23 protein-coding genes are annotated in these 25,988 nt (G+C 54.1%); 13 read left to right on the top strand and 10 right to left on the bottom strand.

Features of this window, described 5'->3' with window-relative positions; genetic code table 11:
* Position 1: 1 nt before the first annotated feature.
* The 3 genes from E3E37_RS09560 to E3E37_RS09570 all read right to left on the bottom strand — a co-directional run bounded on the left by E3E37_RS09560 (position 2) and on the right by E3E37_RS09570 (position 5,074).
* A complete protein-coding gene (locus E3E37_RS09560; protein WP_167717174.1) occupies positions 2-2,227 on the bottom strand; it encodes a DHH family phosphoesterase in 2,226 nt (741 codons plus the stop codon).
* Between the two features lie 38 nt (positions 2,228-2,265).
* The gene (locus tag E3E37_RS09565; protein WP_167716933.1) at positions 2,266-3,444 is read right to left on the bottom strand and encodes an MFS transporter; all 1,179 of its coding nucleotides are present in this window, start codon (positions 3,442-3,444) and stop codon (positions 2,266-2,268) included.
* Positions 3,445-3,604: 160 nt separating this feature from the next.
* Positions 3,605-5,074 carry an S-layer protein gene (locus E3E37_RS09570; RefSeq protein ID WP_167716935.1) on the bottom strand — a complete coding sequence of 490 codons (1,470 nt, stop codon included), beginning with the start codon at positions 5,072-5,074 and terminating at the stop codon, positions 3,605-3,607.
* A gap of 142 nt (positions 5,075-5,216) precedes the next feature.
* Between E3E37_RS09570 and E3E37_RS09575 the strand changes: the two genes are divergently transcribed.
* Genes E3E37_RS09575 through E3E37_RS09585 form a run of 3 tightly spaced genes read left to right on the top strand, consistent with a single transcriptional unit; the run spans position 5,217 to position 7,464 of the window.
* Entirely contained in the window at positions 5,217-5,678 is a 462-nt protein-coding gene (locus E3E37_RS09575) for a DUF2391 family protein (protein ID WP_167717176.1), read from the top strand.
* Positions 5,679-6,716 carry a DUF3226 domain-containing protein gene (locus E3E37_RS09580; protein WP_167716937.1) on the top strand — a complete coding sequence of 346 codons (1,038 nt, stop codon included), beginning with the start codon at positions 5,679-5,681 and terminating at the stop codon, positions 6,714-6,716.
* A 40-nt stretch (positions 6,717-6,756) separates the two neighbouring features.
* Positions 6,757-7,464: an HAD family hydrolase gene (locus E3E37_RS09585; RefSeq protein ID WP_167716939.1), complete on the top strand. Its 708-nt coding sequence runs from the start codon at positions 6,757-6,759 to the stop codon at positions 7,462-7,464.
* On the opposite strand, the gene E3E37_RS09590 is transcribed toward E3E37_RS09585, so the two are convergent.
* Both E3E37_RS09590 and E3E37_RS09595 read right to left on the bottom strand, forming a co-directional pair.
* Positions 7,457-7,849, bottom strand: a complete 393-nt coding sequence (locus E3E37_RS09590; RefSeq protein ID WP_167716941.1) for a type II toxin-antitoxin system VapC family toxin — start codon at positions 7,847-7,849, stop codon at positions 7,457-7,459. The genes E3E37_RS09585 and E3E37_RS09590 overlap by 8 nt on opposite strands.
* A complete protein-coding gene (locus tag E3E37_RS09595) occupies positions 7,836-8,060 on the bottom strand; it encodes a hypothetical protein (RefSeq protein WP_167717178.1) in 225 nt (74 codons plus the stop codon). The genes E3E37_RS09590 and E3E37_RS09595 overlap by 14 nt, the downstream gene beginning before the upstream one ends.
* 120 nt (positions 8,061-8,180) lie before the next feature.
* On the opposite strand from E3E37_RS09595, the gene E3E37_RS09600 reads away from it, so the two are divergent.
* Positions 8,181-9,182 (top strand): hypothetical protein, encoded by a 1,002-nt coding sequence (locus E3E37_RS09600; protein WP_167716944.1) that lies wholly within the window; start codon positions 8,181-8,183, stop codon positions 9,180-9,182.
* 3 nt (positions 9,183-9,185) lie between these two features.
* Here the strand turns inward: E3E37_RS09600 and E3E37_RS09605 are convergent, their stop codons facing one another.
* Positions 9,186-11,513 carry a DNA polymerase gene (locus E3E37_RS09605; RefSeq protein WP_167717180.1) on the bottom strand — a complete coding sequence of 776 codons (2,328 nt, stop codon included), beginning with the start codon at positions 11,511-11,513 and terminating at the stop codon, positions 9,186-9,188.
* Between the two features lie 81 nt (positions 11,514-11,594).
* Positions 11,595-12,149 carry a hypothetical protein gene (locus tag E3E37_RS09610; protein ID WP_167717182.1) on the bottom strand — a complete coding sequence of 185 codons (555 nt, stop codon included), beginning with the start codon at positions 12,147-12,149 and terminating at the stop codon, positions 11,595-11,597.
* Positions 12,150-12,252: 103 nt separating this feature from the next.
* Here E3E37_RS09610 and E3E37_RS09615 point away from each other — a divergent pair, with 103 nt between their 5' ends.
* The gene (locus E3E37_RS09615) at positions 12,253-13,611 is read left to right on the top strand and encodes an RsmB/NOP family class I SAM-dependent RNA methyltransferase (protein WP_167716946.1); all 1,359 of its coding nucleotides are present in this window, start codon (positions 12,253-12,255) and stop codon (positions 13,609-13,611) included.
* Here the strand turns inward: E3E37_RS09615 and E3E37_RS09620 are convergent.
* Together E3E37_RS09620 and E3E37_RS09625 are read right to left on the bottom strand one after the other, a co-directional pair.
* On the bottom strand, positions 13,608-14,711 hold the full coding sequence (locus E3E37_RS09620) for a hypothetical protein (protein WP_167716948.1): 1,104 nt from the start codon (positions 14,709-14,711) through the stop codon (positions 13,608-13,610). The two genes, E3E37_RS09615 and E3E37_RS09620, sit on opposite strands and share 4 nt — an antisense overlap.
* A 93-nt stretch (positions 14,712-14,804) precedes the next feature.
* Entirely contained in the window at positions 14,805-15,419 is a 615-nt protein-coding gene (locus tag E3E37_RS09625; RefSeq protein ID WP_088863988.1) for a TIGR00296 family protein, read from the bottom strand.
* Positions 15,420-15,513: 94 nt separating this feature from the next.
* Here E3E37_RS09625 and E3E37_RS09630 point away from each other — a divergent pair, with 94 nt between their 5' ends.
* From E3E37_RS09630 to E3E37_RS09645, 4 genes are read left to right on the top strand one after another with little or no spacing between them, the layout of a single operon-like run.
* Positions 15,514-15,816, top strand: a complete 303-nt coding sequence (locus E3E37_RS09630; protein ID WP_167717184.1) for an MTH1187 family thiamine-binding protein — start codon at positions 15,514-15,516, stop codon at positions 15,814-15,816.
* Complete coding sequence (locus E3E37_RS09635) at positions 15,809-16,942, top strand: DUF373 family protein (RefSeq protein WP_371731713.1); 1,134 nt, start codon at positions 15,809-15,811, stop codon at positions 16,940-16,942. The genes E3E37_RS09630 and E3E37_RS09635 overlap by 8 nt, the downstream gene beginning before the upstream one ends.
* The gene (locus tag E3E37_RS09640; protein ID WP_167716949.1) at positions 16,920-17,981 is read left to right on the top strand and encodes a hypothetical protein; all 1,062 of its coding nucleotides are present in this window, start codon (positions 16,920-16,922) and stop codon (positions 17,979-17,981) included. The genes E3E37_RS09635 and E3E37_RS09640 overlap by 23 nt, the downstream gene beginning before the upstream one ends.
* A 41-nt stretch (positions 17,982-18,022) precedes the next feature.
* Positions 18,023-18,868 (top strand): deoxyribonuclease IV, encoded by an 846-nt coding sequence (locus E3E37_RS09645; protein WP_167717188.1) that lies wholly within the window; start codon positions 18,023-18,025, stop codon positions 18,866-18,868.
* Here E3E37_RS09645 and E3E37_RS09650 read toward each other — a convergent pair.
* Positions 18,865-19,911: a P1 family peptidase gene (locus E3E37_RS09650; RefSeq protein WP_167716951.1), complete on the bottom strand. Its 1,047-nt coding sequence runs from the start codon at positions 19,909-19,911 to the stop codon at positions 18,865-18,867. The genes E3E37_RS09645 and E3E37_RS09650 overlap by 4 nt on opposite strands.
* 84 nt (positions 19,912-19,995) lie before the next feature.
* Here E3E37_RS09650 and E3E37_RS09655 point away from each other — a divergent pair, with 84 nt between their 5' ends.
* The 4 genes from E3E37_RS09655 (at position 19,996) to E3E37_RS09670 (ending at position 25,965) form a co-directional block, all read left to right on the top strand.
* Positions 19,996-21,621, top strand: coding sequence for an iron ABC transporter permease (locus E3E37_RS09655; protein WP_167716953.1), 1,626 nt, complete (start codon positions 19,996-19,998; stop codon positions 21,619-21,621).
* A complete protein-coding gene (locus tag E3E37_RS09660; protein WP_167716955.1) occupies positions 21,615-22,619 on the top strand; it encodes an ABC transporter ATP-binding protein in 1,005 nt (334 codons plus the stop codon). Before E3E37_RS09655 ends, E3E37_RS09660 begins: the two co-directional genes overlap by 7 nt.
* Before the next feature lie 279 nt (positions 22,620-22,898).
* On the top strand, positions 22,899-24,485 hold the full coding sequence (locus E3E37_RS09665) for a hypothetical protein (RefSeq protein ID WP_167716958.1): 1,587 nt from the start codon (positions 22,899-22,901) through the stop codon (positions 24,483-24,485).
* Between the two features lie 142 nt (positions 24,486-24,627).
* Positions 24,628-25,965, top strand: a complete 1,338-nt coding sequence (locus E3E37_RS09670) for an NCS2 family permease (protein WP_167716960.1) — start codon at positions 24,628-24,630, stop codon at positions 25,963-25,965.
* Positions 25,966-25,988 lie beyond the last annotated feature (23 nt).

The following is a 25,988-nucleotide window of genomic DNA, read 5'->3' on the forward strand; positions in this document are numbered from 1 at the left end:
CCTACCCACTCTTTTTCAATTTTAGCACCTGCTTGGCAAACTCTTCAAGGACCTCCTTGCGCATGCCCTCGAAGAACTTTATCGAGCCGGCGTAGCTGTGGCCGCCGCCCTCGATTCCAGCGCTCGGCAGGGCCTCCTGGAGCCTTGGGATTATCTCGTTCAGGTCGAAGTTGTAGGCCGCCATGCCGTCGCTGGCCCTGACGACAGCGAAGTCCGGCCCGTAGGCGAGTGTGAGTATTGGCGCATCCTCCCCGTACTTCTCCTTGAAGTGGTCGTGTATCAGGCCGGAGAGCTTGCCCGGGCTCGGATAGCTGAACTTCGGCGCAAAGAGCTCGATGTCTATCGTGTTGAACCTTATCCCGTTGGGCAGGACGACGCTCTTGACGTGAGGCAGCGAAGCCTTTAGCGCCTTCTCCTGCTTCTCCCTGACCTCGGGGTAAATCGCGTTGATAAGCTCGCGGTGCCTCTGGAGATTACCTGTGAGGAGCAGGATCTCGTCTATGATGCCGTGGCCGTCCATGAACTTCCAGAAGTAGGCCTCATGGTCGATTACCTCGGCTATCTTCTTCAGGTCTTCCTCGTCAAGGCCCTTGGCCTTCTTTGCAATCTCAAGGTACTGGTAGAACTCCGGGGCCTTGCTCCTGTCGCCGGTTCCGGCTATAGCCGGCAGGTGCTTTATCCTGTCCTCCACATCAGGGTTGATGAAGCGCGCCACTTCCGTTGCCAGCATTCCGGCCGTTAATTCGTAGTAGCCGCGCTTTATGTGGTGCGGGTTGACGTGTACGTCAACGTAGTCGTCAACCTTGGCCTTATCCTCACTCACCCACTCGCGCGGGTCGTGGTGGTCTATGACCACTATCGGGACGCCAAAGGCCCTTATGCGCTTGTAAGCTGGAATGTCCTCGCTCGTCCCGCCGTTATCCACTATAACCAAAAGCGGGAGCGGGTCGCCGAACTTCTCGTGGTCCTCGACCATGAATATGATGTCCTTGAGAACATCCTCCAGCTCGTAAAACGGAGCTCTGCTCGGCCTTCTCTTGAAGAGCTTCCATCTGGCGCCCGAATCCGGAGAGACCTGCTCGATGAGGGGCACTATAGCGTACTCCAGGGCTAGGCCCGAGGTGTAGCCGTCGGCATCGGCGTGGTGTCTGAGCAGAATCGGTCTGCCCTCGTAGATCGCCCTGCGTATCATAAATGCCGCCTTCATTATCTTCGGCTTGAGCTTCTCAAGAACCTCGCTCTCCACGAGGAAGCCCACATCCTTTGGCTGGGCGCGCCTGTCGAGTTCCTCCTCTATGCGCTTCTTTACCTCCGCGGCTTCCGGCCCCCAGAGCCTCGCCATGTCGCTGACCTCTATCTGAATCTCACCCGAATGGAAGGCCACCTTGCCTATTATCTCCACGATATCTCCGACGTTTATGTTCGGGTAGGCCCTCACCCCGGGAGCCTCGAAGGCGGCCGCCCATGTTATGCCCGTCCCATCGGTTATCGTGAAGACCGTAGGCCCGCCGGTAACCTGTATCTGGGTAACCCTGCCGCGGAGCCTGACGGTCTGACCTGCCATGTCCTTGCTGAGGTCCTTTATGAGCGTGACGGGGAGTTCCTTCCTGACCACAACCTCCTTGTAGTGCTTGAGGGCCGACTCTATGAGGTCTATCTCGCCCTTGTCGGGTCTAACGTCGAGAACCTGGGCCAGAATCTCGTCGCCCGGCCGGTACTCCCTGCCGCCGAGGAGGTCTTTTCTCCGTATAAGCCCCCTGACGTGCGGGTTGAGGCGGACGAAGACGCCGAAGCGCTCCACGCGATCGATGGTTCCTTTGTAAACGTTTCCGACCTCTATGTCCTCGATGTCGCAGGTCTTGTCGAGGACGTAGACGACCTTGTACTTCCTCATGCAATCGGGACAGACCCAGGTAGTTTCCATTCCTGGCTCCCAAGGCTCCTTGACCCTTCCGCAGATGTCACAGGCCAGAACGCGGCCGGTTCCACCGCAGGTGGGGCAGGTGTCGTAGACCGGAACCACTCCTTTACCGTGGCACTCAGGACAGGGTATTTCGTCAACCTCGTCCTCAACCCCTATATAGTCAAGGTTTCTGTAGCCCTTCAGCTTGTCGCCTATCTTGAAATCAGCGGGAACGTAACCCCAGCCCTCGCAGACAGGGCACTCCTTCTCGCCGACCTTGACCTTCCCGGTTCCATGGCACTCGGGACAGTCCTTAACCACCATGAGCATCACACTCCAGAACTCTTCTCACTGGGGGAACCTTAGGCGGCTGAGGACTTATAACCTTTTGTCTCCACTCGGCCGAAAAAGCCCCAGAATAACACCATTGAGAAGCAGTATAGTACGGCGGTTATCATGAACGGCCAGGTGAGGGAGAAGTCGAAGAGCCTGCCGCCAAGGTACTGCCCAACCCCAAATGTAGCCGTCCAGGACAGGTTGCTGAGAGCCATCACAGTCGAGCGCTCCTCCTTCTTGAAGAAGCCCATCATGAACGAGTTCCAGATTGGGTTAACTATGTTCATCAGAATTGTCCTGACCGTGTAGACCACGGCCGCTATTAAGAAGGTTGGAGAAAACGGCATCGCCGCTATGAGAGCGCTGGCGCTTCCGTTGAAGGACACTATCGTCTTGACGCTGCCCAGCCGGTCGGCTATCATCGGCAGAATAAACATCCCCAGCCCCATTATAAACTGCTGGAAGGCGAAGAGCCAGCCTATGCTCTCAAGGCTCGTGCCAAAGCGCTGGTTGAACCATAGCCCCATGTAGGGTATCGTGACCCCAGCGCCGAGGCCTATAAGGGCACTTGGAATGGCAAAGCGTCCTATCTTAAGGAGCAGCTTCCTGTTCAGCTCGAGCCTCTTTTCCGTTTCTGCAAGAACCGACTTAACTAGCACCACTAAGGCAAACCTGATGGGTATTATTACGAGAACCGTTGCAAAAACCTCCCTGTACGGGAGGTACCTGGGCAGAAAACCGGCCATGATGAGTCCGACGGCCGAGCCTATGGTGCCCATTGCAGAGGAGAGGCTGAAGAGGTAGTGCCTCTTCTCGTCGCTCACCTCACCGCTCAGCAGCGCCATGTAAGAAGGGCCCTCAAAGGCCATACCTATGCCCACGAGAACGCCACCAAGGGTCAGAAGGGCTATCGTGGGATAGAGCACCTGAACCAGCCTGCCAAGGAACATCAGTAAAACGCCCAGAAGGACCGCTCTCTTATAGCCCATTTTCGTGCCGAGAGGGCCTGAAAAGAGAAGAACGCTCGCCTGGGCGATAGTTGAGAGGGAGAACACTATCCCGATGTCCGTGTAGCTGAAGCCGAGGGACTTCAGGTAGAACGGGAAGATAAACCACGCTATGTTACCCCCCATCCAGGAAATGAATGAGTACGCAACGAGCAGCCACGCATCCCTGCTGAAACCCCTATAATTCTGCAGCGGCATGAACGTTTAGACCGCCGTCGAGTATATAAACCTACCCCCCACCCCAACCGAAAAGTTTATTAAAAAATTCGAGGATTACTCAGCGTTTAAATCAAAAACACGACTTAATTCTGGCTCAAATTGGAGGGGTAAAATCAAGAGAAAGAGGTAAAATAAGACTTTACATTTCCTCCATGAACTTCTCCACGGCGAGCCTGGTCTCCTCATAGGTCTTTCCTGCAAGGATTATCACTTTGTAGCTCGGGTTGTGCGGGTTATTGAGCTCCTTTATCACGTAGCCCTTCTGGTTTATTTCATCCTTGATTGCATTGATGGTGTCCTTGCCGTAAACCTGCTCAAGCAGCGCCCATGCTTTGTTGCTGACCCAGCCGCCGACGATTATAACATTTTTGTCGGCCGGCAGGTTCTTGAGCTGGGTGTCCTCGACTATGAACTCATAGACGTCGTCGGTAGCCTCTATCTTCGGCGCGGTTATGGAGACCTTCTTGGTCACGGACGCAACGCGTACGAAGCGGTAGCCCTCGATGCCTGTTATCTCACCCTCATTGTTTTTCACAAACACAGGCTCTATCTCAAGCCCCCACTCCGTGGGCAGTTTCAGGGCGGAGCCTTCTCCAATGAAGACCGGCTTAAAGCCGGTGAGGCTCTCATTGACATGGAGGTAGAGGACGTAGAGGTTGCTGTTGGGGTCTATATCCCATACCCACTGGCCTTTGTACACATCGCCGTCCTGATACTGCCTGACCTTTTCGTAGTGCCAGTAGTCGTAGGTGACCATCTGGGCGTTGTTTATCCCCACGAAGAAATCCGTCGGGGTGAACACGAAGAGCTCTTTGACACCCCTTTCGAGGAGTTCGTTTATCCTGGAGGATGGGTATGTATCAAACCACTCAAAGTCCTCGTTTCCGTCAGAATCAACGTACATGATGTAGTAGTTGCCCTTGTCCATGGTCTTCTGCTTGATTATGCCGCTGGGATACGTCAGGTCAACCAGCATCTCCTCCTGGTTGATGTTAATGTCCACGAACTTCAGGGTCCACCTTCCAACTGTTATGCTCTCCCCTAGGGAGCTCGTGGTTGATTCCACTTCCGTGTAGGCGTAGAAGTACATAGTGTCCTTCCCATCCACTGTCGTCGAGATGACCTTGTAGTCCCCGCCGATATTGAGGGGGGTGGTGTTCTCGTTAAAGATTATCTCGACACTCCTGTCCCCGAACTCGGCGGCCTTCTTGGTGGAGTTGAAATCAATCCGTGAGAAGTTTACCTGAACGACTATCCCGTGCCCAACCGGCTCATCGCTGACGTTAACGCCAACGTCAGGCATGTCAACGGAGTTGAGCTTGTACGTCTGGTTCTCATCGTGAATGAGCACGCTGTGGTACTCAACCGGCACAGAAACGGTTTTCGTATACGTTCCCTGGGAAACACCCTGGAGAACCAGAAAGGCACCGAGCCTCGAACCGGTTATCGCGTCCTCACCTATGTGAAGCGGCACGCCGTTGACTATCTTGGTGGTCGGAAGGACTATCACTGTGTTCGAGGAATTGATTCCCGTAATCGCTGCATTAATAGGCGTAAGGAGCAGGCCCAGAACCACCAGGCCCATAAACAGAACCAAAGCCCTTTTCATCGTTTATCACCGATTTAAAGTGCATCTCAACCTTTATAACCTTTCCCCGGAAGTTACTTCTGCGATGATGAGTGAATCCAATGCTGACCGGATGATGAACCCCGAACCTGAGCACGGGATAGAAAACGAAAGGCGAACTGAAATGGAGAAACGACTTGAAGAACTGTACTCCAGCATCGAGGAGCTAAAAAGGGAGAACGAGAGCAGAAAAGCCCCTGATAAACTTGGCTGGGACGACATAGCCCAGGAAATAGTCGGTGCAGTTACCTTCGCCCTCCCATTCCTCTTCACGGGCGAGCTGTGGGAAGTTGCCAAGGACATATCCGTTGAGCGCTCGCTGGCGATACTCCTGATGACGCTTGGAGTGGCTTACCTCTTCATAGCCAAGTCCAGGATAGGAAACCTGAAGAAGGAGGAGCTTTTCCACGTCCCCAAGAGACTTCTAACCGTCACGGTGATAGCCTACATGATATCGGCGGTTCTGATATACGTGTACGGGATAAACGGCCTGGCCGACTTCACCCCGGGCCAATACATCAACGCGACCATACTTATAAGCACCTTCGCGGTGATAGGGGCTATAACGGTGGACATGGTGAAGTGAATGAAGGTAATAACCGGAGACCGGTTCGAGGCATTCGCCGACGAGAGCACTATTCTATTTCCGGAGTACAGAAAGAATCGCGATGAGCTCCTGAACTTCGTGGCAACTCTCAGCGGAGACGAAACGATCGTGACCGCAAGTCTGGAACTGGTGGATCTGATCGCCTGGCGCTTCCGCAGGGGCGAAGAGAACGTTCTGGTATACTCTGACACCGGGAAGTCCCTCACCCTCAAGGAGGTCTACGAGCTGAGGAAGTACCTCGATTTTGACGTCCGCGGCGGCTTTGAGGGAGAGAGGGCAGAGACAAGCGTTCTGTTCGTCGAGGGCAAGACCGACGCCAAGTTCTTCAAGGCGATCTTCAAAAAGCTTTTTGAGTTCAAGGAGAGCAGAGAGGCACCATACAGCCTAAGGTTCATAGAGCGGGTCTTCGAGCGTGACAACTTCGACCTCCTTCGGCGAGAGGAGGACGGACACTATCTTGCCATAATCCCCAGCGAGGGCAACTCCGGGGTGATAAGGAACCTTGGCAACTTCCTCAGGGCGATGGACGTTTTTGGCTTCACCGTTGAAAAGATAGGCGTGGCAATAGACGTTGACGAGGACAGGGAGGCGGCGATGGCTTCGATAACGGGCAGGCTATCAGGGTTCAGGCATGAAAAAACACCCCTCGGCTATCGGGTTGGGGGGACTGAAGTTGTCCCCCTCATAATCGGCCTTCCTTTCGAAGACGAGGTCATAGAATGGAAGAAACCCACCGTGGAAGACCTTATGCTCCACATGATCGCGAGGGAAGGCCTGCTGGAGAGGATAAAGCCTGCACTCAGAGCCCTTAACGAGAGCCTCGGGAGAAGGCTCAAACCCAAGGAAGTCATGTATCTGGCCCTCTCAGCATACGGCCACTGGGGCAACCTGGAGGGCTTCTACGAGCTCTTCATCATGCGCTCGCGCTTCAGAAACCTCAAAGCGGTTCTCAGAGAGGCAGGACTCATGAATGGGCTCATCTATCTTGCAGGGAGAGAGGAAGAGAGAAGGCGTTGAATTTTTATCCCCTGTGCTCAAACCGAAGAGGGTGGTGAATATGAAACTCGTTTCATTCGACGTCTGGAACACCCTCCTCGACATCAACGTGATGCTCGACGTCATGGCCGTTGAGCTCTCCAGGCTGATGGGAGCGTGCATAATAGACGTCGTCGAGGGCATGATGCTCACGCGCGAGAGGATAAAGCGCATGCGCGCCGGGACTCAGGGGGACCCCGAGAGGGCGCTGGAAGAAAGCCAGGAGATGCTGGCTGAACTTCTGGGAACAGACGTCGAGGTGGTTAAGAGGGCCGCCGCGAGGGCGACTCTGAACGTTGGCGATGAGATCGTCATCCCAGGTGCAAAGGAAACCCTTGAAGTCGTTAAAAGAAAGGGACTTAAAATCACGGTAACGGGCAACGTGATGTTCTGGCCCGGCTCCTACACGAGGCTCCTCCTCGAGAGGTTCGGCCTGATGAACTACATTGACAGAACCTTCTTCGCCGACGAGGTTCTAGCTTACAAGCCGATGCCGGAGATGTTCGAGAAGCCGCTCAGAACGTTCAACATAATGCCTGAAGAGGCGGTGCACATCGGAGACACATACGCTGAGGACTTTGAAGGGGCTTTAAAGGCCGGCCTCTGGGCGGTCTGGATAAACCCCGAGGCCGATGAGGTGAGAAGAATCCACGAGAGGGGCTTTGAAGTGCCGGGCGTTGAGGGAATTCTGGAGGTTTTGGAGGAGTTAGAGAAAGGAAAACCTACCTGACCAGCTTTGCCTTCACATAATTTTGAGCCGCATGGTACTGCCTCTCGTCCGCTGTGTGGAGCTCAGCGTTGAGAGCTTCAGCGAGGGCTATGTAAAGGGCGTCGTAGATAGTCATGCCTTCTTTCAGCGCTATCTCAAGGCCGCGCTCAAAGAAGTTCTCGGCCTCGAAGAGGAACATTCCCTTACCAAGTAGCCTGAGAACGGTTACAAGATTCCGGCCGGCCTCTTCGGTTGCCATGCCCTGCTTAACGGCCTTCCAGATGGCGTTCATGCCTTCGACGAGCGCGTAGTCGAGGGTCGCCACGCTGGGCTCCACTGGAACCTTTTCCCAGCCGGGCTCCTGAAGGACGACCTTTACAAGGGCTGAAGCATCAACGACTATCACGGTCCTCCCTCACCGACTTCGCTGCGAAGCCCCTCTCGACAGATACGGGAGTGCGTTTGAGTATCTCAAGCGCCTCGTTTATCTTTTTCCGCCTCTCTTCCTCGTCTATGCGCCTTCTTATGAACTCCCTTATCTCCTCGCTCCAGTTGATGTTCAGCTCCTTCATCTTGAGCTTCAGCTCGTCGGGGACGCGGACGGTGACGATGGCCATGTAATACACCTAGAAATACGTTTTGTATTGCAGAGATAAAAGGGTTTCGGTAATTATCAAGAAGGCACACTAAAAATGTTTTAAATCAACAAAGAATAAAAACAGTTCGGGTGACACAAAATGCATCTTCTTCCAGAGCAAAAACTACATGGTCCCAAAGCTGACTTCGAGTTTTCCACAGATTCAAAAGAGGATACTACAAGTCCGTACCAAGACACCGTAATTATCGATGCCAAAAGAGGGGCAATAATTGCTGAGAGACTATTCCCAATGTACTCAACAGAAGGGATTTTCGGAAAAAGAGAAATGCCAGAAGATTATCCACCCAAAGGAGTTGAAATCGGATCACGAGAACACCTTCTGTTTTTGACTCTCACCGTTGCCATAGATTACCTGAGAAACGCAGATGCACTATGGGAAAGCGCCAGAAAAACGTTTGAAGACCCTAAAACTCAGTTTGTATTCTTCCCCGAGAGGTTGGCTGAGATTCCGTTGGGGCACATCGAAAAGATAAAGTCCGCTCTCACCAAGTACAAACTTGCGTTAAGGCCTAACCGAGATACAAATATCTGGCTTACGATTGCTCTAACCCTTCACGAGGAGTGGAGTGACGATCCGCGAAATTTCTTAGAAGCAATGGAATTTGACGCCATTAAAATCATAGGACATCTCACGAAACACAGGTCAAGGTATCCAAATCTGAACGGAGAGAAGATTAGATCACTGTGGTTGAGAATGCTCAGAGACAATGCTGGGATTAATCTGAACAACCTCGAAAAAGTTCCAATCCCCGTAGACGTTCATATAACCCGCGCCACGCTAAGCTTAGGCATCATACGAGGGAGATTTGAAGGCACACTGGAGGAATTCAGAGAGACAGTGGCAAAAGCATGGATGGAGAGCACAGAACCCATTAGGAAGTCTGGAAAACACATTATACCCCTTGATTTGGACAGGCCTTTATGGCACCTCTCCAGAAACGGATGTAGTTACAGAGCGGGAATACATCCAGAATCATGCCCGAAATTTGAAAAATGTCCATTTAGGGAGTATTGCACTCCCGGAGAGATTAAAATCAAGAGAAAAGGGAAGCACCAATATTGGGTACACTTAAAGACATGAATTTCACTTCTTCCCCTTCGGCTTCAGCCACGCGCCAAGCCCAACCTGCCTCGTCTTCTGGTAGCGCAGGTCTTCCTTCTTGTAGCCGAAGGCCCTAAGGATTCTCTCCACCGCTGGAAGAACCTGGTTCTCGATGTAGTAGTCAGCGTCGTACCTGTGCTTCGTCGGGTCGAACTCGTCGAATGGGATGGCTCTATCTCCAATCCTGCCTGAACCCTTAAGGACGATGTAGCTTATCACCGTCCCGGGGCGTATCTTTATTCCCCTCGCGGCGAGGCGCTTCGCTATGGCCACGTGCGGGCCCGTTGCCTTGTAGTCCTTGAGCTCGCGCGTTATCTGCTCGTGGATAACCAGCTTCTCCGGGGGAACTTCGTACTTGCTCAGCTTTTCGGTGACTTCCCTGACAATTCTGACGGCCTCCTCAACGTCACCGTGCCTGAGTATCGCCTCAAGAACCCTCGCCTGCGTCTCCTTCGCTATCTCGCTCCAGTCCCTCCTAACTATCTCAAGCCCGCGCGTGGTTATCTTGCCCTCCTCGTCTATAACCGCGTACTTCTTCTTCGTGACGAAGAAGCCCCTGACGTAGAAGCCCTCGTATTCGAGTTCAAGAAGGCCGGGCAGTTTGGGATTGATATAGTTTAAGAACTCCATTGCCTTTTTCTTGACTGTTTCAGCGTCCGCTCCAGGAATGGTGGCATGGAGACCGTCTGTGTCTGCATAGAGGACTTTAAAACCGAACTTTTCCTCAAGCTCTCTGATGACCATTTCGATGTACTCCCTGCCCCATGCCGTAACGCTCTCGGCGCACTCCTTGCAGTACCATCTTGCCCTGGCGTAGCCGTAGTAGCCGTAGAAGCTGTTCGCCAGGATTTTGATAGCGCGTTGCCTGTAATCGAGGAGCTTCTTCTCCAGCGGGTCGAGCGTTGCCTTCATCTTCCTCTTTATCTTCTGCCTCTCCTCCAGCAGGTTTCCGAGCAGGCTCGGAATGAAGCCGGGGAAGTCTTTGCAGAACTTGTGACCGACCTGCGGGGCTGTATCGTACTCCTTACATCCCTCGCGGTTGAGCGTATCTGGCGAGACGTTGTGGGTGATGATAATGGAGGGGTACAGCGAGCGAAAATCGAGGTACACAATATTATCCCACAGTCCCCGCTCCGGCTCCTTGACGTAGCCACCGGCGTAGCCCCCCCTTCTCCTCGCCAGCTCCCTCTCGTCGGGCTTGTTGGGAGCGAGTTCGTTCCTCTCGTAGGCTTTCCTGAGCAAAAACCACTCAACAAGGTTGCCGGTGCTGGAGCGGGAAACGTCCCAGAGACCCTGGCCGATGAGCCTGGAAAGCTGGGCCTCCATCGGGAAGAACTCCCTGCCAAGCTCGTAGGTAACCCTCGCGTCCTCCATCGAGTAGCGCGCGACCCTCTCAAGCCCCTCGCCGGTCTCCCAGGCGGTGGCTATCTCCTCGGCGTAGACCTTCTCCTTGGGCTTGCCGAAAACCGCCTCGTATACAGCCTCAAGGGTGTAGGTCGGGAGGTTTATGGTGCGCCTTATGACGGGGTACAGGTCGAAGTGTATCCTGCCCTTCACCTCAACCGCAAACCTGTCCCCCATGCGCTGTATCTTCGGCTCGCTCCCGTCCCTTCCGAGGGTAAAGCTCACGCCAAGCTTCTCACAACGCCTCTTGAGGTAAGCGAAGTCGAAGTTGTCGCCGTTGTATGTTATCAGCACGTCCGGGTCCTTCTCCTTAACGACCTTGAGGAAGCGCTTTATCATCTCCTTCTCGGTGGAGACAACCTCAACGTAGGGCAGGTCGATCTTCTTCCAGGTTATCACCCTCGCCTCGCTTTCATCGGCGTAGCTTATCATGAGGATCGGCCCGGTTCCGAACTCCTCCCCCTCATGGTAGAGCGTCTCGATGTCGAAGGACATGAGTTTAAGCTCCTCATTGCCCTCCATCGGGACGAGACCCTTGTCTATGAGGTAGCGCTTGGCGAAGGGTATGTCGTACTCGTAGATGTCCACAACGGCCGGATGCTTCCTTATCTCTCCCCTTATCGCCGGCACGTCCTGCGGGTGCTCGAAGTAGAGCTTCCATACCTCAACCGGTCGGCCGAGGAACTTTTTCTTCACCTTCTCGGCGCGCTTTACCTTGACAACCTTTCCGTGACGCTCCGCGGTTGTCTTTTTGACTTCCTCTATGGCAGAATCGTCCTTGAGGAGTGCGTAGATATAGGGCTCGAATTCCCTGTCGTACTCAATTTTGAACTCTCCCTTCTCCTTCTTGAAGACCCTGATGACAGGCTTTCCGTCCTCTGTGATATAGTCAACGTCAAGGATCATGACCAACACCTGCCTGATTATCGAACTGAGAACTAATAAACTTCGCCATCGATGTTATCAGAAAAGAGGAGAAAACAACAATCAAGGGCTCACAACTCTTGGAACAAGGGCACCACACTTCCTCTGAAGCTCGGCGTTGGCTTTCAAAAGCTCTTCACTGGGATAGTTGCCACTTTCACGCCATTCTGTGGCAAAGTCGTGGATCAGGTCTAATCCCTCCCGGACGGCGGAGACGTTGGCACTTCCATTGAGAAAAGCCGTTCTTGATGTGTTCAGAAACTCTATGCACTGCCCCGTGTCAGCCATCTCAAGAACCGAATCGTTGAACGTGTCCAGTTCAAGGTAATTCGCGGTCTCGATTAAGTGATTGAGGAGGCGCAGAAAATCACCCTCAAGCTCAACGGTGGAAAGGTTAAAACCGACCGTGGAATTTGAGTCGAGTGCCCCAAGCGCATTCTTGGAGTGGAACTGGATATCAACCATTGTGGAAAAAGTCACGGTGTGGATCCAGCCCCTTTCACAGTTCCTCTGCCCCTCAATCAGGGCGTCCAAACGCTCTCTCTGGACGTAGAGATGGAGGGCCGAAATCAGGACTATCAGCAACACCGCAAGGGCCACCACACTGCTCAGCTTCATTGACTCCACCACGTTAATCCCACGTTCCAAGGTAATAAGTATTTCGGTGAACAAAGTAGAAACACACCACCACCTTTTTAAACTCCCGCTCAAAGCCCCGTCCATGGAGCTGTTTTACAGGGTGAGCTTTCAGGAAGTTGTGGCCGACGCTTTAAGCCTGGTTGAGGAGCGCGAGCTGTCGTCGAAGCACGCCCTTGAGAGAGTTTTTAAGCGGGTAGCTGGTAGGGATAGGGACAAGGCCCGCGGATTGGCCCACGCCTACGTCTTCGAGATAGAGAAGTGGAGGGCGAAGATAGACTTCATAATCAACTCGGTTTTGAGGGGCTCGACGGTTAATGATCTCGACCCCTATCTGGCCAGTCTCCTCCGCATAGGAACCTTTGAGATACACTTCAGAAAGGTTCCGCCGGCGATAGCCACGGACTCGATAATTCGCGTCGTCAAGGAGCGCTTTGACTTCAGTAGGGCGAAGTTCGTCAACGCGCTCATGCACTCGATAGAGAAGTTCGACGTTGATAAGGCGCTTAAGAAGCTCAAGGAGAGGGACAGAATCGAGTGGCTCTCCGTCCGCTTCTCCCACCCGCGCTGGTACGTTGAGTACGTGATAGACCTCCTCGGCTACGATGAAGCCGTTCGCCTGCTCCTCAGCAACAACAGGCCGCAGAGGTACTACGTCCGGGCCAACACGCTGAAAACGGACGTTGATTCCCTCCGCGATTACCTTGAGGAGAACGGGGTAAGGACAGCAAGAACCCCCGTCCCCGATGTCCTGAAGGTTCTCGACTACAAAACGCCCGTAACAAGGCTCGACTGGTACAGGGAAGGGAAGTTCGTGATCCAGGACTTAGCTTCTGCCTACGTCGCCCACGTTCTGGCCCCAGAGCCAGGTGAGAGGGTCCTCGACCTGGCGGCCGCCCCCGGTTCAAAGACCTTCCACGCCGCTGCCCTGATGGAGAACCGCGGTGAGATAGTGGCGGTGGATTACTCCTACGACAGGCTCATGCGCATGAGGGAGAAGATGAGGTTCCTCGGAATCAGAAACGTCAAGCTCGTCCACGCGGACGGCCAGAGCTTCAAGGATAGGGAAAAGTTCGATAAGATAATCCTCGATGCACCGTGCTCAAGCTCCGGAACCTACCGCCAGTTCCCCGAGGTAAAGTGGCGCTTCAACGAGGAGAAGATAAAGCGCATCATAAACGTCCAGCGCAACATGCTCCGCAACGCGTACGAGAACCTCCGCGACGGCGGTGAGATGACCTACTCAACCTGCTCCATTAGAATAGACGAGGACGAGGAGAACGTGCTCTTCGCGATAAACAGGGCCGGGCTGGAGCTTATTCCCTACGACTTCAGCTGGGGCGATAGGGGCTTCCTTGAGGTGGGGGAGAAGGTCTTTAGAGCATGGACCCACAGGCACGACTGCAACAGCTTTTTTATTGCAAAATTAAAAAGAAGGGACTAGCTGCCTTCTAGCTCTTTCATGGCATCTATTAGCAGGTTAACAGCGTCTTTTTCTGTAACGTATGCCCTTCTTACTAGGTGCATCTTCGGGTATGTAGGTATGGCTCCCCACAGGCGCAGTTTGATGTCATCCAGATTGTCGGTGTCCCACGCATCCATTATCATCTGGGTTGCGTTCTCGTGAAGTTCCTTCGCCAGCGAAAGGGTCTCGTTGTCTACTCCCATCGCACTTGCGTTGGCGTAGAGTTCATCGAATTCATCGTGGAGCTTGAAGAAGTACATAGTCCACACCTGGGCAATCACCATCATGCGGTTGTATACAAAGAAGGACTGGGGAACATCGAACTTGAGGTCGTCTATGAGAACCGCGGTATCGACTATCTCGTCCTCAGTATCGGCAACCTGGAAGACTATTGTTATTTCCTTCCCCTGGTACTGGGAGACGTCCACCACGGCAGTCGAGGTGTAGTTCATTATGGCGTACAGGTACACTCCATCGCCAAGGGTTGTTTCGCGCGTATAAGGTGCTATCGGTCCAACGTAGGGGATTGTACCGTTGGGCAGTGTAGCGGCCACGACCTTTTTCCCATCTGGGAACACAACGTAAGAGTAGAAGTAATCCTGGAAGGTATCATCGCTCGGTTCTTCATCGGTGGTGAATCTCCACCTGAACGAAAGCTTGGTGGCCCCGTAGGGAACCCTGAGTTTTAAAGTCAACGTGGCTACGTCGTATGCATCGGCACCCGAAACTGGGTGGCCGTTTTCGATGTAAACACCTCCTACATCCCCATCATCAGAGTAATAGCTATCGTTCCCGGTTATCACGTATCTCGCATCACCGGAGCTGATGATCAGATAGGAGTCCCCCTCAACAGGAAATCCCGCAGCTGGTGTTGTTGCAATTAAAATCTGCTCCTCAACACCCTTGAACTCAGCGCTTACCAAGGAACCCATGAAATTTGAGTTCAAAAGTGCTTTAGCTTCCTCCATGGCGTCCCTGGCCGTAACCGTCCCGTATGTGGCACTAACATACCCGAGAGGTATCAAGCTTCCAAAAAGAAGAAACACGGTCAAAACCATGGCAATCTTTCTCATCTTCACCGTAACCTCACCTTGGGTTTAATCTACGCCATAAAACTATTTAAATATTCTTGAAGAAAATTCGACGATTTTCCGAAAAATTTCAAAAACTGCTCACAGTGGCTTCCTCCTCACAGGTCCTCTTGGGTACTCCTCCTCAAATATCTCCGCGGTAAAGCGGTAGACCTTCGTGTCCTCATCGAGCCAGCAGTCGGGAGGCAATCCTGCCTTCCAGCAGGTCTGAGCTAAAAACTCCTCCTCGTCCCAGCCCCACTCTATCGGCACCTGCGGGAGGAGCAGGCCGGAATAGATACCCTTCTCGATTATCAGACCGTCCCTGCCGACCTTTATCCTCCTCGGCCTCTCCTCGGGCGGCCCCTCTATGGGTTCTGGTGGTGTCAGGACGCTGACCTCAACCACAAGGTCGTTCAGCTCGCTTTCCCTGACCGGCGGGAAGCGTGGGTCGTCCACGGCCGCATAGATTGCCGCCTTTATCGTGGCCTCGACCAGAGGGTAAATCGGCAGTGGAAAGCCGATGCAACCGCGGAGGGCCATCTGAGGCGGGGCATGGCGTTTGTTCAGCGTCACAAAAACTCCCATCTTCTCCCACAGCTCGGGAGGGGTATCCTCAGGAGGTTTTATCGTCCTGCCGTTCCTGACGTACTCCTCAATGGCTTTTCTCGCAAGCCTGACGAGGAACTCCCCCCATTCGTCCCTGATTCTGTACATCGTTCTCACCCCTAGTTCCTACGGCGGGAGGAGTTATTTACCTTTCCCGCAAAGCTTAAAAAATTGCCGAAGGAAGTTAAGTCGGGTGTCGAAAGTGGTGATAGTGGAGTTCGTGATTGTTCCCCTCGGTGAGAAAAGTCTGAGCCGGTACGTCGCCGAGGTGGTAAAGCTTTTAGAGAGAAAGGGTGTTAAATACCAATTGACACCGATGGCAACGATAATAGAGGTTCCGACCGTGAGGGAAGCTTTCGATATAATCGAGGAGGCACACGAACTGGTATTCAAACTGGGCGCTTCACGGGTTTCAACAACCGTAAGGATCGACGACAGACGGGACAAGCATGTCCACATGGAGGACAAGGTAAAATCAGTTCTCGAAAAGGCGAGGGGTGGTTGAGATTAGGGCACTGATTCTCGCCATAGACCGTGATGACGATTTCGGGCAGAAGGCCGGCGTCGAAGGGCCGGTGATAGGGCGAGACGCCTGTGTAGATGCAGCCCTCAAGCTCAGTCTGGCCGATCCGGAGGACAGCGACGCCAACGTTGCTTACGCCGCTGTCAAGCTTCACGACGAGCTCAGGGAGAGCGGGGAGTTTGAAGATGTCCAGGTTGCCCTGATAACCGGCCACCCCAAGGTGGGCGTCAAGAGCGACCTGGAGCTGGCCAGACAGCTGGAGGAGGTTTTGAGGGTCTTCCCTGCCGATGGGGTCATCACCGTCACCGATGGGGCAGAGGACGAGCAGATATTCCCGATAATAACCTCAAAGCTCCCCATAATAAGCTCTCACCGCGTCGTGGTCAAGCAGAGCGAGGGCATAGAGACGACATACTACATCATCTACCGCTACCTGAGGGAGATACTCAGCGACCCTGAGGTGGCTAAGGTAGTACTGGGCATTCCTGGGATGATACTCCTTCTCTATGGAATAGCGCGTCTCATCGGCGTCTGGTATCCTGAAAGTGTTAAGATAGTCTCCGCGACAATAACCGGTACGATACTCCTCTTCATCGGCGGCTACTTCTTCACCAAGGGCTTCAGATTCAACTTCAGGGAGACCATAGCGAAACAGTTCATCTTCGTCATTTCCGTTATCGCGGGCCTACTCATAATCGGAGGCGGCGCCATAAACGCCTACTTCCGGCTGGAGGAGTACGCAAAGGAGATAATAGGCGGCTGGCCAGGAACGCCGTTGCTCGCTACCCTCATTTACATAAACGCGGTGGCGGCCCCGCTGATAATTGGAATCTCCGTGATGATAATGGGAAAGAGCATACAGGCGTACCTCCGGAAGGACTACCACATCTGGTACTACGTCTCAGCGCTCCTCCTCATGCCCGCGCTCTGGATAACCATCGACCTGACGACCAGGTACGCCATGGCCATACTCACGATATCGGATATAGACGTCTTTGCTAAGTTCCTGCTCGCCCTCGCCGACGTGGCGGTGGCGGTTCTCGTTGGAATCTACATGAGGGGAAAAGTTAGGGGATGGGAGAGAGTTGAGACTGGAACGAGCGCTTGATGAGTATGAAAAGAGGAAGAAGAAGGCCGAGAAAGAAGTTGAAAAGGTCAGAAAAAAGTACAACAAGCACCTTGAGAAGAAAATCCGGGAGATTCTAAAGAGGATAGACTCCCTGGAGAAGAAGGAAGTCCCCAAGAACGTGGACGAGAAGATAAAGAAAATCGTGACCGCCGAGAAGAAGAACTACGTCACGGCATTGAGAAACGCGCTGGCAAGCATAGAAAACATGGACGACCTCGGAAAGCGCCTTCCGGACCTGGCAAAGCTCCACGTAGGGCACGGGAAGTATCTTCTCATAATCTTTGAGAAAGAGGTCTACGCCATCAACCGCCTGCTAAAGGAGCTCAACGAGGATTACGTGAAATACTACAACGAACTGACCAGAAAAGGTCTGCCAGAGCTGAGACTCAGGGAACTCCTAAAGGAAGAGGAGCGAACGAGGGGAAGCATTGCCACAGCGGAGAGGGAAAAGCTGGAGCTGGAGAAAGAGCTTAAGGCCAAGGAAGAAGAGCTTAACGAGTTCTACAGGGAGCATGGGTTGGAGGGGCTTGAGGAGGATATAAAAAGCCTCTCCTCCTCTCTCCGAAGTGCCGAGATGGAGATTCGTTCGAAAGTCTCAAAGCTCCAGAAGCCGATAAAGCGGATGCGCCTCCACGAGCCGATAGCCGATGAACTCGTGAGGGACAGTTCAGTGGCCCTCAGAAAGCCGGAGGAACTCATCTCCCTGCTCCAGAGGATATACCCCCGGCTGGAGGGCAAGTACAGAAAAACCGCCCAGTGGCTGATCGAAAACCTCAAAGAAAGGGCTGAAGCCCTCGAAAGGGAGAGGGAAAAGCTTTCAGAACTCGAACGAAAAAGGGACAGAATTCTGGAAGATGGAGAGGCCAGAAAGAAGGATATCTGGGAGATTAAGAGGCTAATCGAAGAAAAGGAGGCCGAGATACGGAAGCTCAAACGCCAGCTTGAGCACCTGGAGAGGGAGCTGGACGAAAGCATCACAAAGCTCGGGGAGATACTCGGGGAACCGATAGAACGATAGGTTTATGAGTTAGGCTCCCCTAATTCTTATGGGTGGTGAGCATGTTCAAGGTGGACAGGCTTCGCTTTGGCACGGCCGGGATACCCCTCTCAACGCCGAAACGTTCAACCATTGATGGAATAATTCACGTGAGAAACCTCGGGCTGGACGCGATGGAGCTGGAGTTCGTTCGGGGCGTTAACCTCAAGCCCGAGCTGGCGAAAAAAATCAAATACGTCGCCAAGAAGCACGACGTTCTTTTAACCGCCCACGCGCCGTACTACATCAATCTAAACGCGGCGGAGAAGGCCAAGGTCGAGGCGAGCAAGAAGAGAATAATCCAGAGCGCCGAGAGGCTCTACGATGCCGGCGGCTGGAGCGTGGTATTTCATGCGGGCTACTACCTTAAGCAGGACCCGGCAAAGGTCTATGAGAGGATAAAGGGCAAAATAAAGGACATAGTGAGCACCCTCCAGGACAGGGGGATTGAGGTCTGGATAAGGCCCGAACTGACCGGCAAACCAACCCAGTTTGGAGACCTGAAGGAGCTGGTGAGGCTCAGCGAGGAGCTTGAGATGGTTCTGCCGACGATAGACTTCGCGCACGCGCACGCGAGGAACAAAGGGAAGTGCAACACCGTCGAAGAGTGGCGCGAGATGCTGAGCTTTATGGAGGACAGGCTCGGGAGGGAAGCCTTGGACAACATGCACATACACATAAGCGGCATAAACTACACCGCAAAGGGCGAAAGAAACCACCTGAATCTGCGGGAGAGCGACATGAACTGGGAGGACCTGCTGAGGGTTCTTAAAGAGTTCAGGGTCAAGGGCGTCGTCATAAGCGAGAGCCCAAACATTGAAGGCGATGCACTCCTGATGAAGAAAAAGTACGAGGAGATAAAAACTTAGGCCCTCTCCAGTCTCCCGTATTTTTCGAGGATTTCCACCAGCCTGTCGACAGGCAAGGCGTAGCGGGTTCTGCCGTCCCTCCCCCTCATCGTCTTTGCCTGGAGGAGGGAGTTTATTATCGCCTCCTCCGTCGAGTCCGCGGCAGCTATGAAGAGCCTGTTCATGGCGTCGTCCGGGAGAAAGCCGATGGAATGCACTTCTTTGCCAGCTGGCATGGTCTGTGCCGTAGAGAAAGCCAGCACTATGTCCCCGCTCCCGTTGTGACCGTAGGAGCCGGTTCTCGCCAGACCCAAAATGGCCCTCCTGGCCAGCCTGGTCAGCTGTCTGGACGTTAGGGGTGCATCGGTGGCGATGACGATTGAAATGCTCCCCCTCATCGATAGACCCCTGCCGGGATAGTCCCTCAGCTCCCATCCGACGGGGACGCCTGCGATTATGAGGTCCTCCCTCTTCCCGAAGTTGCTCAGAACGAGGGAAGCGACCGTGTACTCCTCCCCGCCGATTTCAACGACCCTTGAGGATGAGCCTATTCCGCCCTTGAACTCGAAGGCGCTCATCCCGGTGCCGGCTCCAACGGCGCCCTCCTCAAAGTCGAGGGAGGCGTTCTTGAAAGCCTCAAAGACATGCTCCTTCTTCACGGCTCGCTTCTTGTTGTCGTTGAGGTATCCGTCGTTGCACTCCATCACGAGGGGGTTGACGGAGATGCCGTCGGGATTTTCCGCCAGCCAGAGGTCTATCAGCGCGTCCGCAACCCTGTAGCCGTTGAGGGTGCTGGTCAGGGCAATGGGCGTCTCTATGTAGCCCAGCTCCTCCACCTGGATAAAACCGATAGGCTTTGAAAAGCCGTTGAACGTGTATACTCCGGCGAAGAGCCTTTCTTTGTACGGGTTCTTCACCGGAGGCAGGAGAACTGTGACGCCGGTTCTGATATCATCGCCTTTGATTATCGTTGAGTGACCGACCTTAACGCCCAGATCGGCGATGGAATTCCTCTCTCCATGCTCGTAACGACCAACTCCTATTCCCAGCTCGGGGGCCTTCATGGTATCACCGGATATAGGTGAACCGAAGGATTTAACAACCTTGCCCAATCAACGCTTATAAAGAGCAAAAACCGAGTTGTGAGCATGAGGGTGAAGCCTTCGAAGCTCCTCCTGCTCATCCCCATTGCCTTCCTGCTGGTCTTCTTCTACGTCCCGTTAGTCAGTATTCTAAAAACCGGCCTCTGGGAGAACGGATTCACGCTCAGGCACATCTCGGCCGTCCTGACAAACGACTACCACAGAAGGGTCATCCTCTTTACGATAGGGCAGGCCGTAGCCTCAACCCTGCTGACGCTTGCTCTCGGCCTCCCCGGGGCGTACATCTTCGCCAGGTACGACTTCCCCGGGAAGAGGGTCATAAAGGCCGTCCTGACGGTCCCCTTCGTCATGCCCAGCGTGATGGTCGCCCTGGGATACATCCTCCTATTCGGGAAGAGCGGGATAATCACGGGGCTCATCGGCCGCGACCCCGGAATTCTCTACTCCTGGAAGGGAATCCTCCTCGCCCACGCCTTCTACAACTTCCCCATCGTTATTCGCATGGTCTCGTCGCTGTGGCAGCGCGTTAATCCCCACTACGAGGAGGCGGCGATGGCCCTGGGGGCGAGGGGCTGGACGCTCTTCCGCAAGGTTACCCTGCCGATGATATCCCCGGCGATTTTTGCCTCGGCGATGCTCACCTTCGTGTTCTGCTTCCTGAGCTTCTCGATTCCCCTCATAATCGGCGGCTACCGCTACGCCACCATAGAGGTGGACATCTTCACCTCGATAATGGTACTCCTCGACTTCAAGACCGGCTCGGCGCTGGCCATAATCCAGATACTCCTCAGTATGGGCTTCATGTACCTCTACCTGAGGGCACTCGACAGCTACGCCAAGCGCGAGGAGCAGAGGGTTTTCAGGAAGCCGGTTCCCTTCACGAGGCGTGACTGGCTGAGCGTCAAGGGACTGCTCGTTGGGGTCTACTCACTAATCGTCTTCGTCTTCATAGTCTCCCCCCTCCTGGCCGTTCTCTACGACTCCCTGCGCTTCAGCGGCCAGTGGAGCCTGGAGTGGTACAGGAGGATATTCTCGACCGAGTACAACCCGATGTTCGGAGCGACAACGCTCGACGCGATAAGGAACTCCCTGACCTTCGGCCTCGCCACTGTAGTCCTCTCGGTTCTCGTGGCGTTGCCGATAGCCTACGCCCTCCACCGCTGGAACTTCAGGGGAAAAAGGCTCTTCGACGTCCTCGTCATGCTCCCGCTGGCGAGTTCAGCCATAACCCTCGGTCTGGGATACATAAGGGTCTTCCACACCACGCCCCTGTACTTCACCGCCTGGATAATCATCGCCGCCCACACGGTGATAGCGTATCCCTTCGTCCTCCGCGCCGTTTCCACGAGCCTGAAGAAGATAAGGCCCAACCTCTTCGAGGCGGCCATGAGCCTGGGAGCCAGGGAGTGGAAGGCCTTCCTGAGGGTGGAGCTTCCGCTGGCACTCGGTGGAGTCATCGTCGGTGCGATATTCGCCTTCGCCATGAGCATAGCCGAGCTGGGGGCGACCTACATGCTGGCAAAACCTGAATACACCACCATGACGGTGGCGATATACAAGTTCCTCGGGGCGAGGCAGTTCGGCTCAGCCTCCGCCCTGGCGGTTCTTCTTATGGCCGTCTCAACTCTGGCCTTCATGGTGATAGAAAGGGTTGGTGAGGAGGTATGGTGAGGGTAGAGCTAAGGGGAGTGGTCAAAGAGTGGGAGGATTTTCGGCTTGAGATAGGCGAGTTGAAAGTCAGGGACGGCGAGTTCCTCACGCTCCTCGGTCCGAGCGGCTGCGGAAAGACCACGACGCTGAGGATGATAGCGGGCTTTGAAAGACCTGATAGGGGAGAGATACTCTTCGACGGAAGGCCTGTGAACGAGTTACCTCCCTACGAGCGCGGGATAGGCATAGTCTTCCAGGACTACGCGCTGTTCCCCCACATGACGGCCTTCAAGAACGTTGCCTTCGGGCTGGAGATGAAAAAGCTCCCGAAGGCCGAGATTGAAAGAAAAGTGAGATGGGCGCTCCGGCTGGTCGGTCTGGAGGGGCTTGAAAACCGCTATCCGGAGCAGCTGAGTGGTGGCCAGCAGCAGCGCGTGGCCCTCGCGAGGGCACTCGTTGTGGAGCCTGACGTTCTGCTCCTCGACGAGCCCCTCAGCAACCTCGACGCGAAGATAAGGGAGCGCCTGAGGGGGGAGATAAAGAGAATCCAGCGCGAGCTCGGAATAACGACGATATACGTCACCCACGACCAGGAGGAGGCAATGGCGGTAAGCGACAGGATAGCGGTGATGAACGTCGGAAGGATAGAGCAGGTCGGAAAGCCTCTGGAACTCTACTACCGTCCAAAGACGGAGTTCGTGGCGCGCTTCCTTGGCCTGAGCAACATACTGGAGCTCAAAGCCGAGAACGGAATGGCCTGCCTCGAAAGCCTATGCTTCGACGTGGGGAGGGAAGGAAAGGTCAGGGTCTTCTTCCGGCCCGAGAGCGTTCACATAAAACCCGGCGACGCGGCGGAGGTTCTCGACTACGAACTCCTGCCCGGCAGGATAAGGCTGAGGCTCAAAGTCGGGGATAAGGTCATCCTCGCGGAGCGCTTCCTGGACGAGATTCCCTTCGATGTCGAGGAGATGCCGGAGAGGGTTGGCATTGAGGTGAGGAGCTTCTCGGTGCTGGGGTGAAAAGCCCAGAGGATTTTTCAAAGTGCCGTTTCACACCCATAATATTTGTAATAGTTCGAACTGGCATAACTTGTTCCGGCTTTGTTTTCACTTTTGGCGATAGAAAGGATTAAATAATTTGTCGGCATATTTTGTAATGCAATCCCAAATTGAAAGCGCAAGTTGGGACTGGGAAGCCCATGGGTGTTATCGTTGGGAATCCTACTGTTGGGGGAACCGTGACGGCAGCACCGGCCGGAAAGCCAGAAACAGTGTACCCAACCAGGAGGAGGGAGAAAATTGGACCCTAAGAAGACTGTGGCCGCCATAACGATATCCATTATCTCCCTCTCCCTTTTTATGGCGATCCATAATACAACCACAGAAAACGAACAGGATAGTATCACCCCCCTTCCCCAATGCAGCATAGTCTACGCTCCCAATTTTACACCGTCCAACTCATGGCACTGGAGCGTGGAGGAGGTTATGAACAGAACAATAAAGGGTTTTGATGACAGGATTCTGTTCGAGAACACTGATAGACTGGAAAGGGAGGACTGGCCATCTGCACTGGGCATAGAGCCGCCCTGCTTCATGGCAAAGGGAGCGCTCCACATTGAGGGAGAAAATGTGGGAACAACATACCGGCCGGTGGTGGGGTTCACAGAATATTACGGGGTGGAAAACGCCACAATGCCCAAAGGCGAGGTGTACCTGGCACACTACGCAGTACCGACCGCCGGGGTGATATGGAGGATAAGGGAGTACGGGGTTTACCCCGAAGATAGAGCCAGAGAAGAAACACCGGTAGCTGAATGCAACTGCTCCCTGAAAGACATTATAAAAGCCACACTGGGGAGAATCGAGAAGGGAGGCTTCATTGAGATTGAATCGAGCCTAAAAACCAGCGAAAACAATTGTTTTGAGCTTATCACCTCCAGACTGTACAAAGGGCCGGAGGGCTACCTCTACGTCGAGTTTGCGAGGGTTAGGGGACTGGACCTAATCAGGGTTCTCATGGTAATGGGAAGGGAGCGGGGGGTGGTTGAGGCCTACTCAAGGGCCCTAAGCGCCGGTGGCCCCTTAGAAGAAGTTAATGCGGGATCCTGGCCTGAACACCCGAACATGTCCGCCTGCAAACTCAGTATGAATCCGGAATTTACCCCCGTTAATGCCTGGCCCGGCTGGAGCGTCAGGCGTCCTCTGGGAAATCTGTACGTGGAATACAACGACGGTCTAACCATCATGCCCCAGTTTTCCCCGAAAAACGTCAGCTCGGAGAATCCTCCAGGAGCTTTGTACGGTGTGGACTGGCCCTCCAGAATTGGGATAACTCCCACATGCGCGATAGCCGGTAGCCAGGTAGCCTTTGTGACCTGGAACACCGAAAACGCCACGGGATCAATCTGTCCCACGGTGAGAAACAAGCTATGTGCCATTAACAGACAATCTCCCTTCCTGCCAGGGGGAAAGGTGTACCTGGCCACGTACGTGATACCCCAGGCCAACACGACATGGGTAATTCAGGAAAACCTTGCCTGTAGGGGGTGGAACAACTTTCTGGAGCCGGCAACCTGCGGGAAAAGGGAGACCACAATAAAGGGAGCCTGCACCTGCCCCACCGGGACCGTTATCGACCAACTCGGGAACGCGATAAATGCGGCAGGATTTGAAGAAGTCCCTCTAGAGAAAAAACCCGTTGAGAACGATTACTTCAGGCCGCTCAGCGTCAAGCTCTACCGCAAAGACGACCAGTACCTCTACGTTGAGTTCGCACGGGTTAAGGGCATGGATCTCGTCAGAGTCCTCATGATAATGGGCAACGAGGAGACAGTCAAGGCATACACAGAGGCCTTCACAGCCGGAGTCGTTGAAAACAACTCCTGAGGCCAGTTCATATAATTTCTGACGCATTCCAAGCTTCCTGTTTCCATGAATCGTTCCTTATTGTTTTAACATTTTTCTGTCAAAAAAATCTTTAAAAAACCAAGTTATTAGCAAAAATCAGTCAACTCAAGGGGTGAGGCTTATGGGATGGTTTGAGAACTACTTCGAGTTTGAGAGGTACGGAACCGACATGAAAACCGAAGTGCTCGCCGGAATGACCACCTTCATGACCATGGCGTACATCCTCTTCGTAAACCCTGCGATACTCAGCGATGCCATGGGCAAAGAAGCTTTTAGCTCGCTCGTCGCCGTCACCGCCCTTGCCGCCGGGCTTGCAACGATTCTCATGGGGCTGTACGCCAAGAAGCCCTTTGCCCTCGCGCCGGGAATGGGACTGAACGCGTACTTTGCCTACAGCGTTGTCCTTGGAATGGGCTACGACTGGCGGGTGGCGCTCGCTGCGGTGTTCGTTGAAGGTTTAATCTTCATAGTCCTCAGCGTCACAAAGGTGAGGAGCGCGGTAATCCACGCGATACCCATAAGCCAGAAGTACGCGATAGGTGCCGGTATAGGCCTCTTCCTGACCTTCATCGGCCTGAACGACGTCGGCCTGCTCACCGCCGTGGTGAACGACGCGGGGGTGCTCCAGTTCACCGGCCTCAACACCGCTGCCCTGACCAGCGGGAAGATACTGCTCTTCTTCTTCGGCCTGTTCCTGGCGATGGTTCTCATATCCCTCCGCGTCAAGGGCTCGCTGCTCATCTCAATCCTCGCCACGAGCGTCATCGGCTGGGTCACCGGGATCGCCCCCTGGCCGGACCAGCTCTTCTCAACGCCCGACATCAGCTACACCTTCATGCAGATGGATCTCAAGGGACTCCTCAACGTCGGGGCGCTCGGGGTTATCTTCGCCTTCTTCATGGTGGACTTCTTCGACACCCTGGGAACGGTCACAGGCTTAAGCGCCAAGGCGGGCTTTCTAACCAGGGACGGAAAGGTTCCCGACGCCGAGAAGATACTCCTCACCGACGCGATAGGAACGACGGTTGGAGCGATTCTCGGAACTTCCACCGTCACAACCTACATCGAGAGCGCCGCTGGTATAGAGGAGGGTGGAAGAACCGGAATGACGGCCCTCGTTACCGGCCTGCTCTTCCTTGGAATAGGACTCTTCATAGCACCGCTGGCCGGGGCCATACCGGCCTTTGCAACGGCTCCGGCACTCGTCATAGTGGGTTACTACATGCTCAGCGCCATAAAGGAGGTTAACTTCACCGACCACACCGAGGCCATCCCTGCCTTCCTGGTGCTCATAACCATACCCTACACCTACTCGATAGCGGACGGAATAGGCATCGGCTTCATCAGCTACACGATACTCAAGCTCTTCAGCGGCAGAATGGAGGACATACATCCGCTCATGTACGTTCTGTCCCTGATATTCGTGGCGTACTTCGCCTACCTCGGCGGGGTATTCTGATTCCACCTTTCTTTTTAGAGAAT

The organism is Thermococcus sp. ES12, from assembly GCF_012027515.1.
Lineage (GTDB): Archaea > Methanobacteriota_B > Thermococci > Thermococcales > Thermococcaceae > Thermococcus > Thermococcus barossii.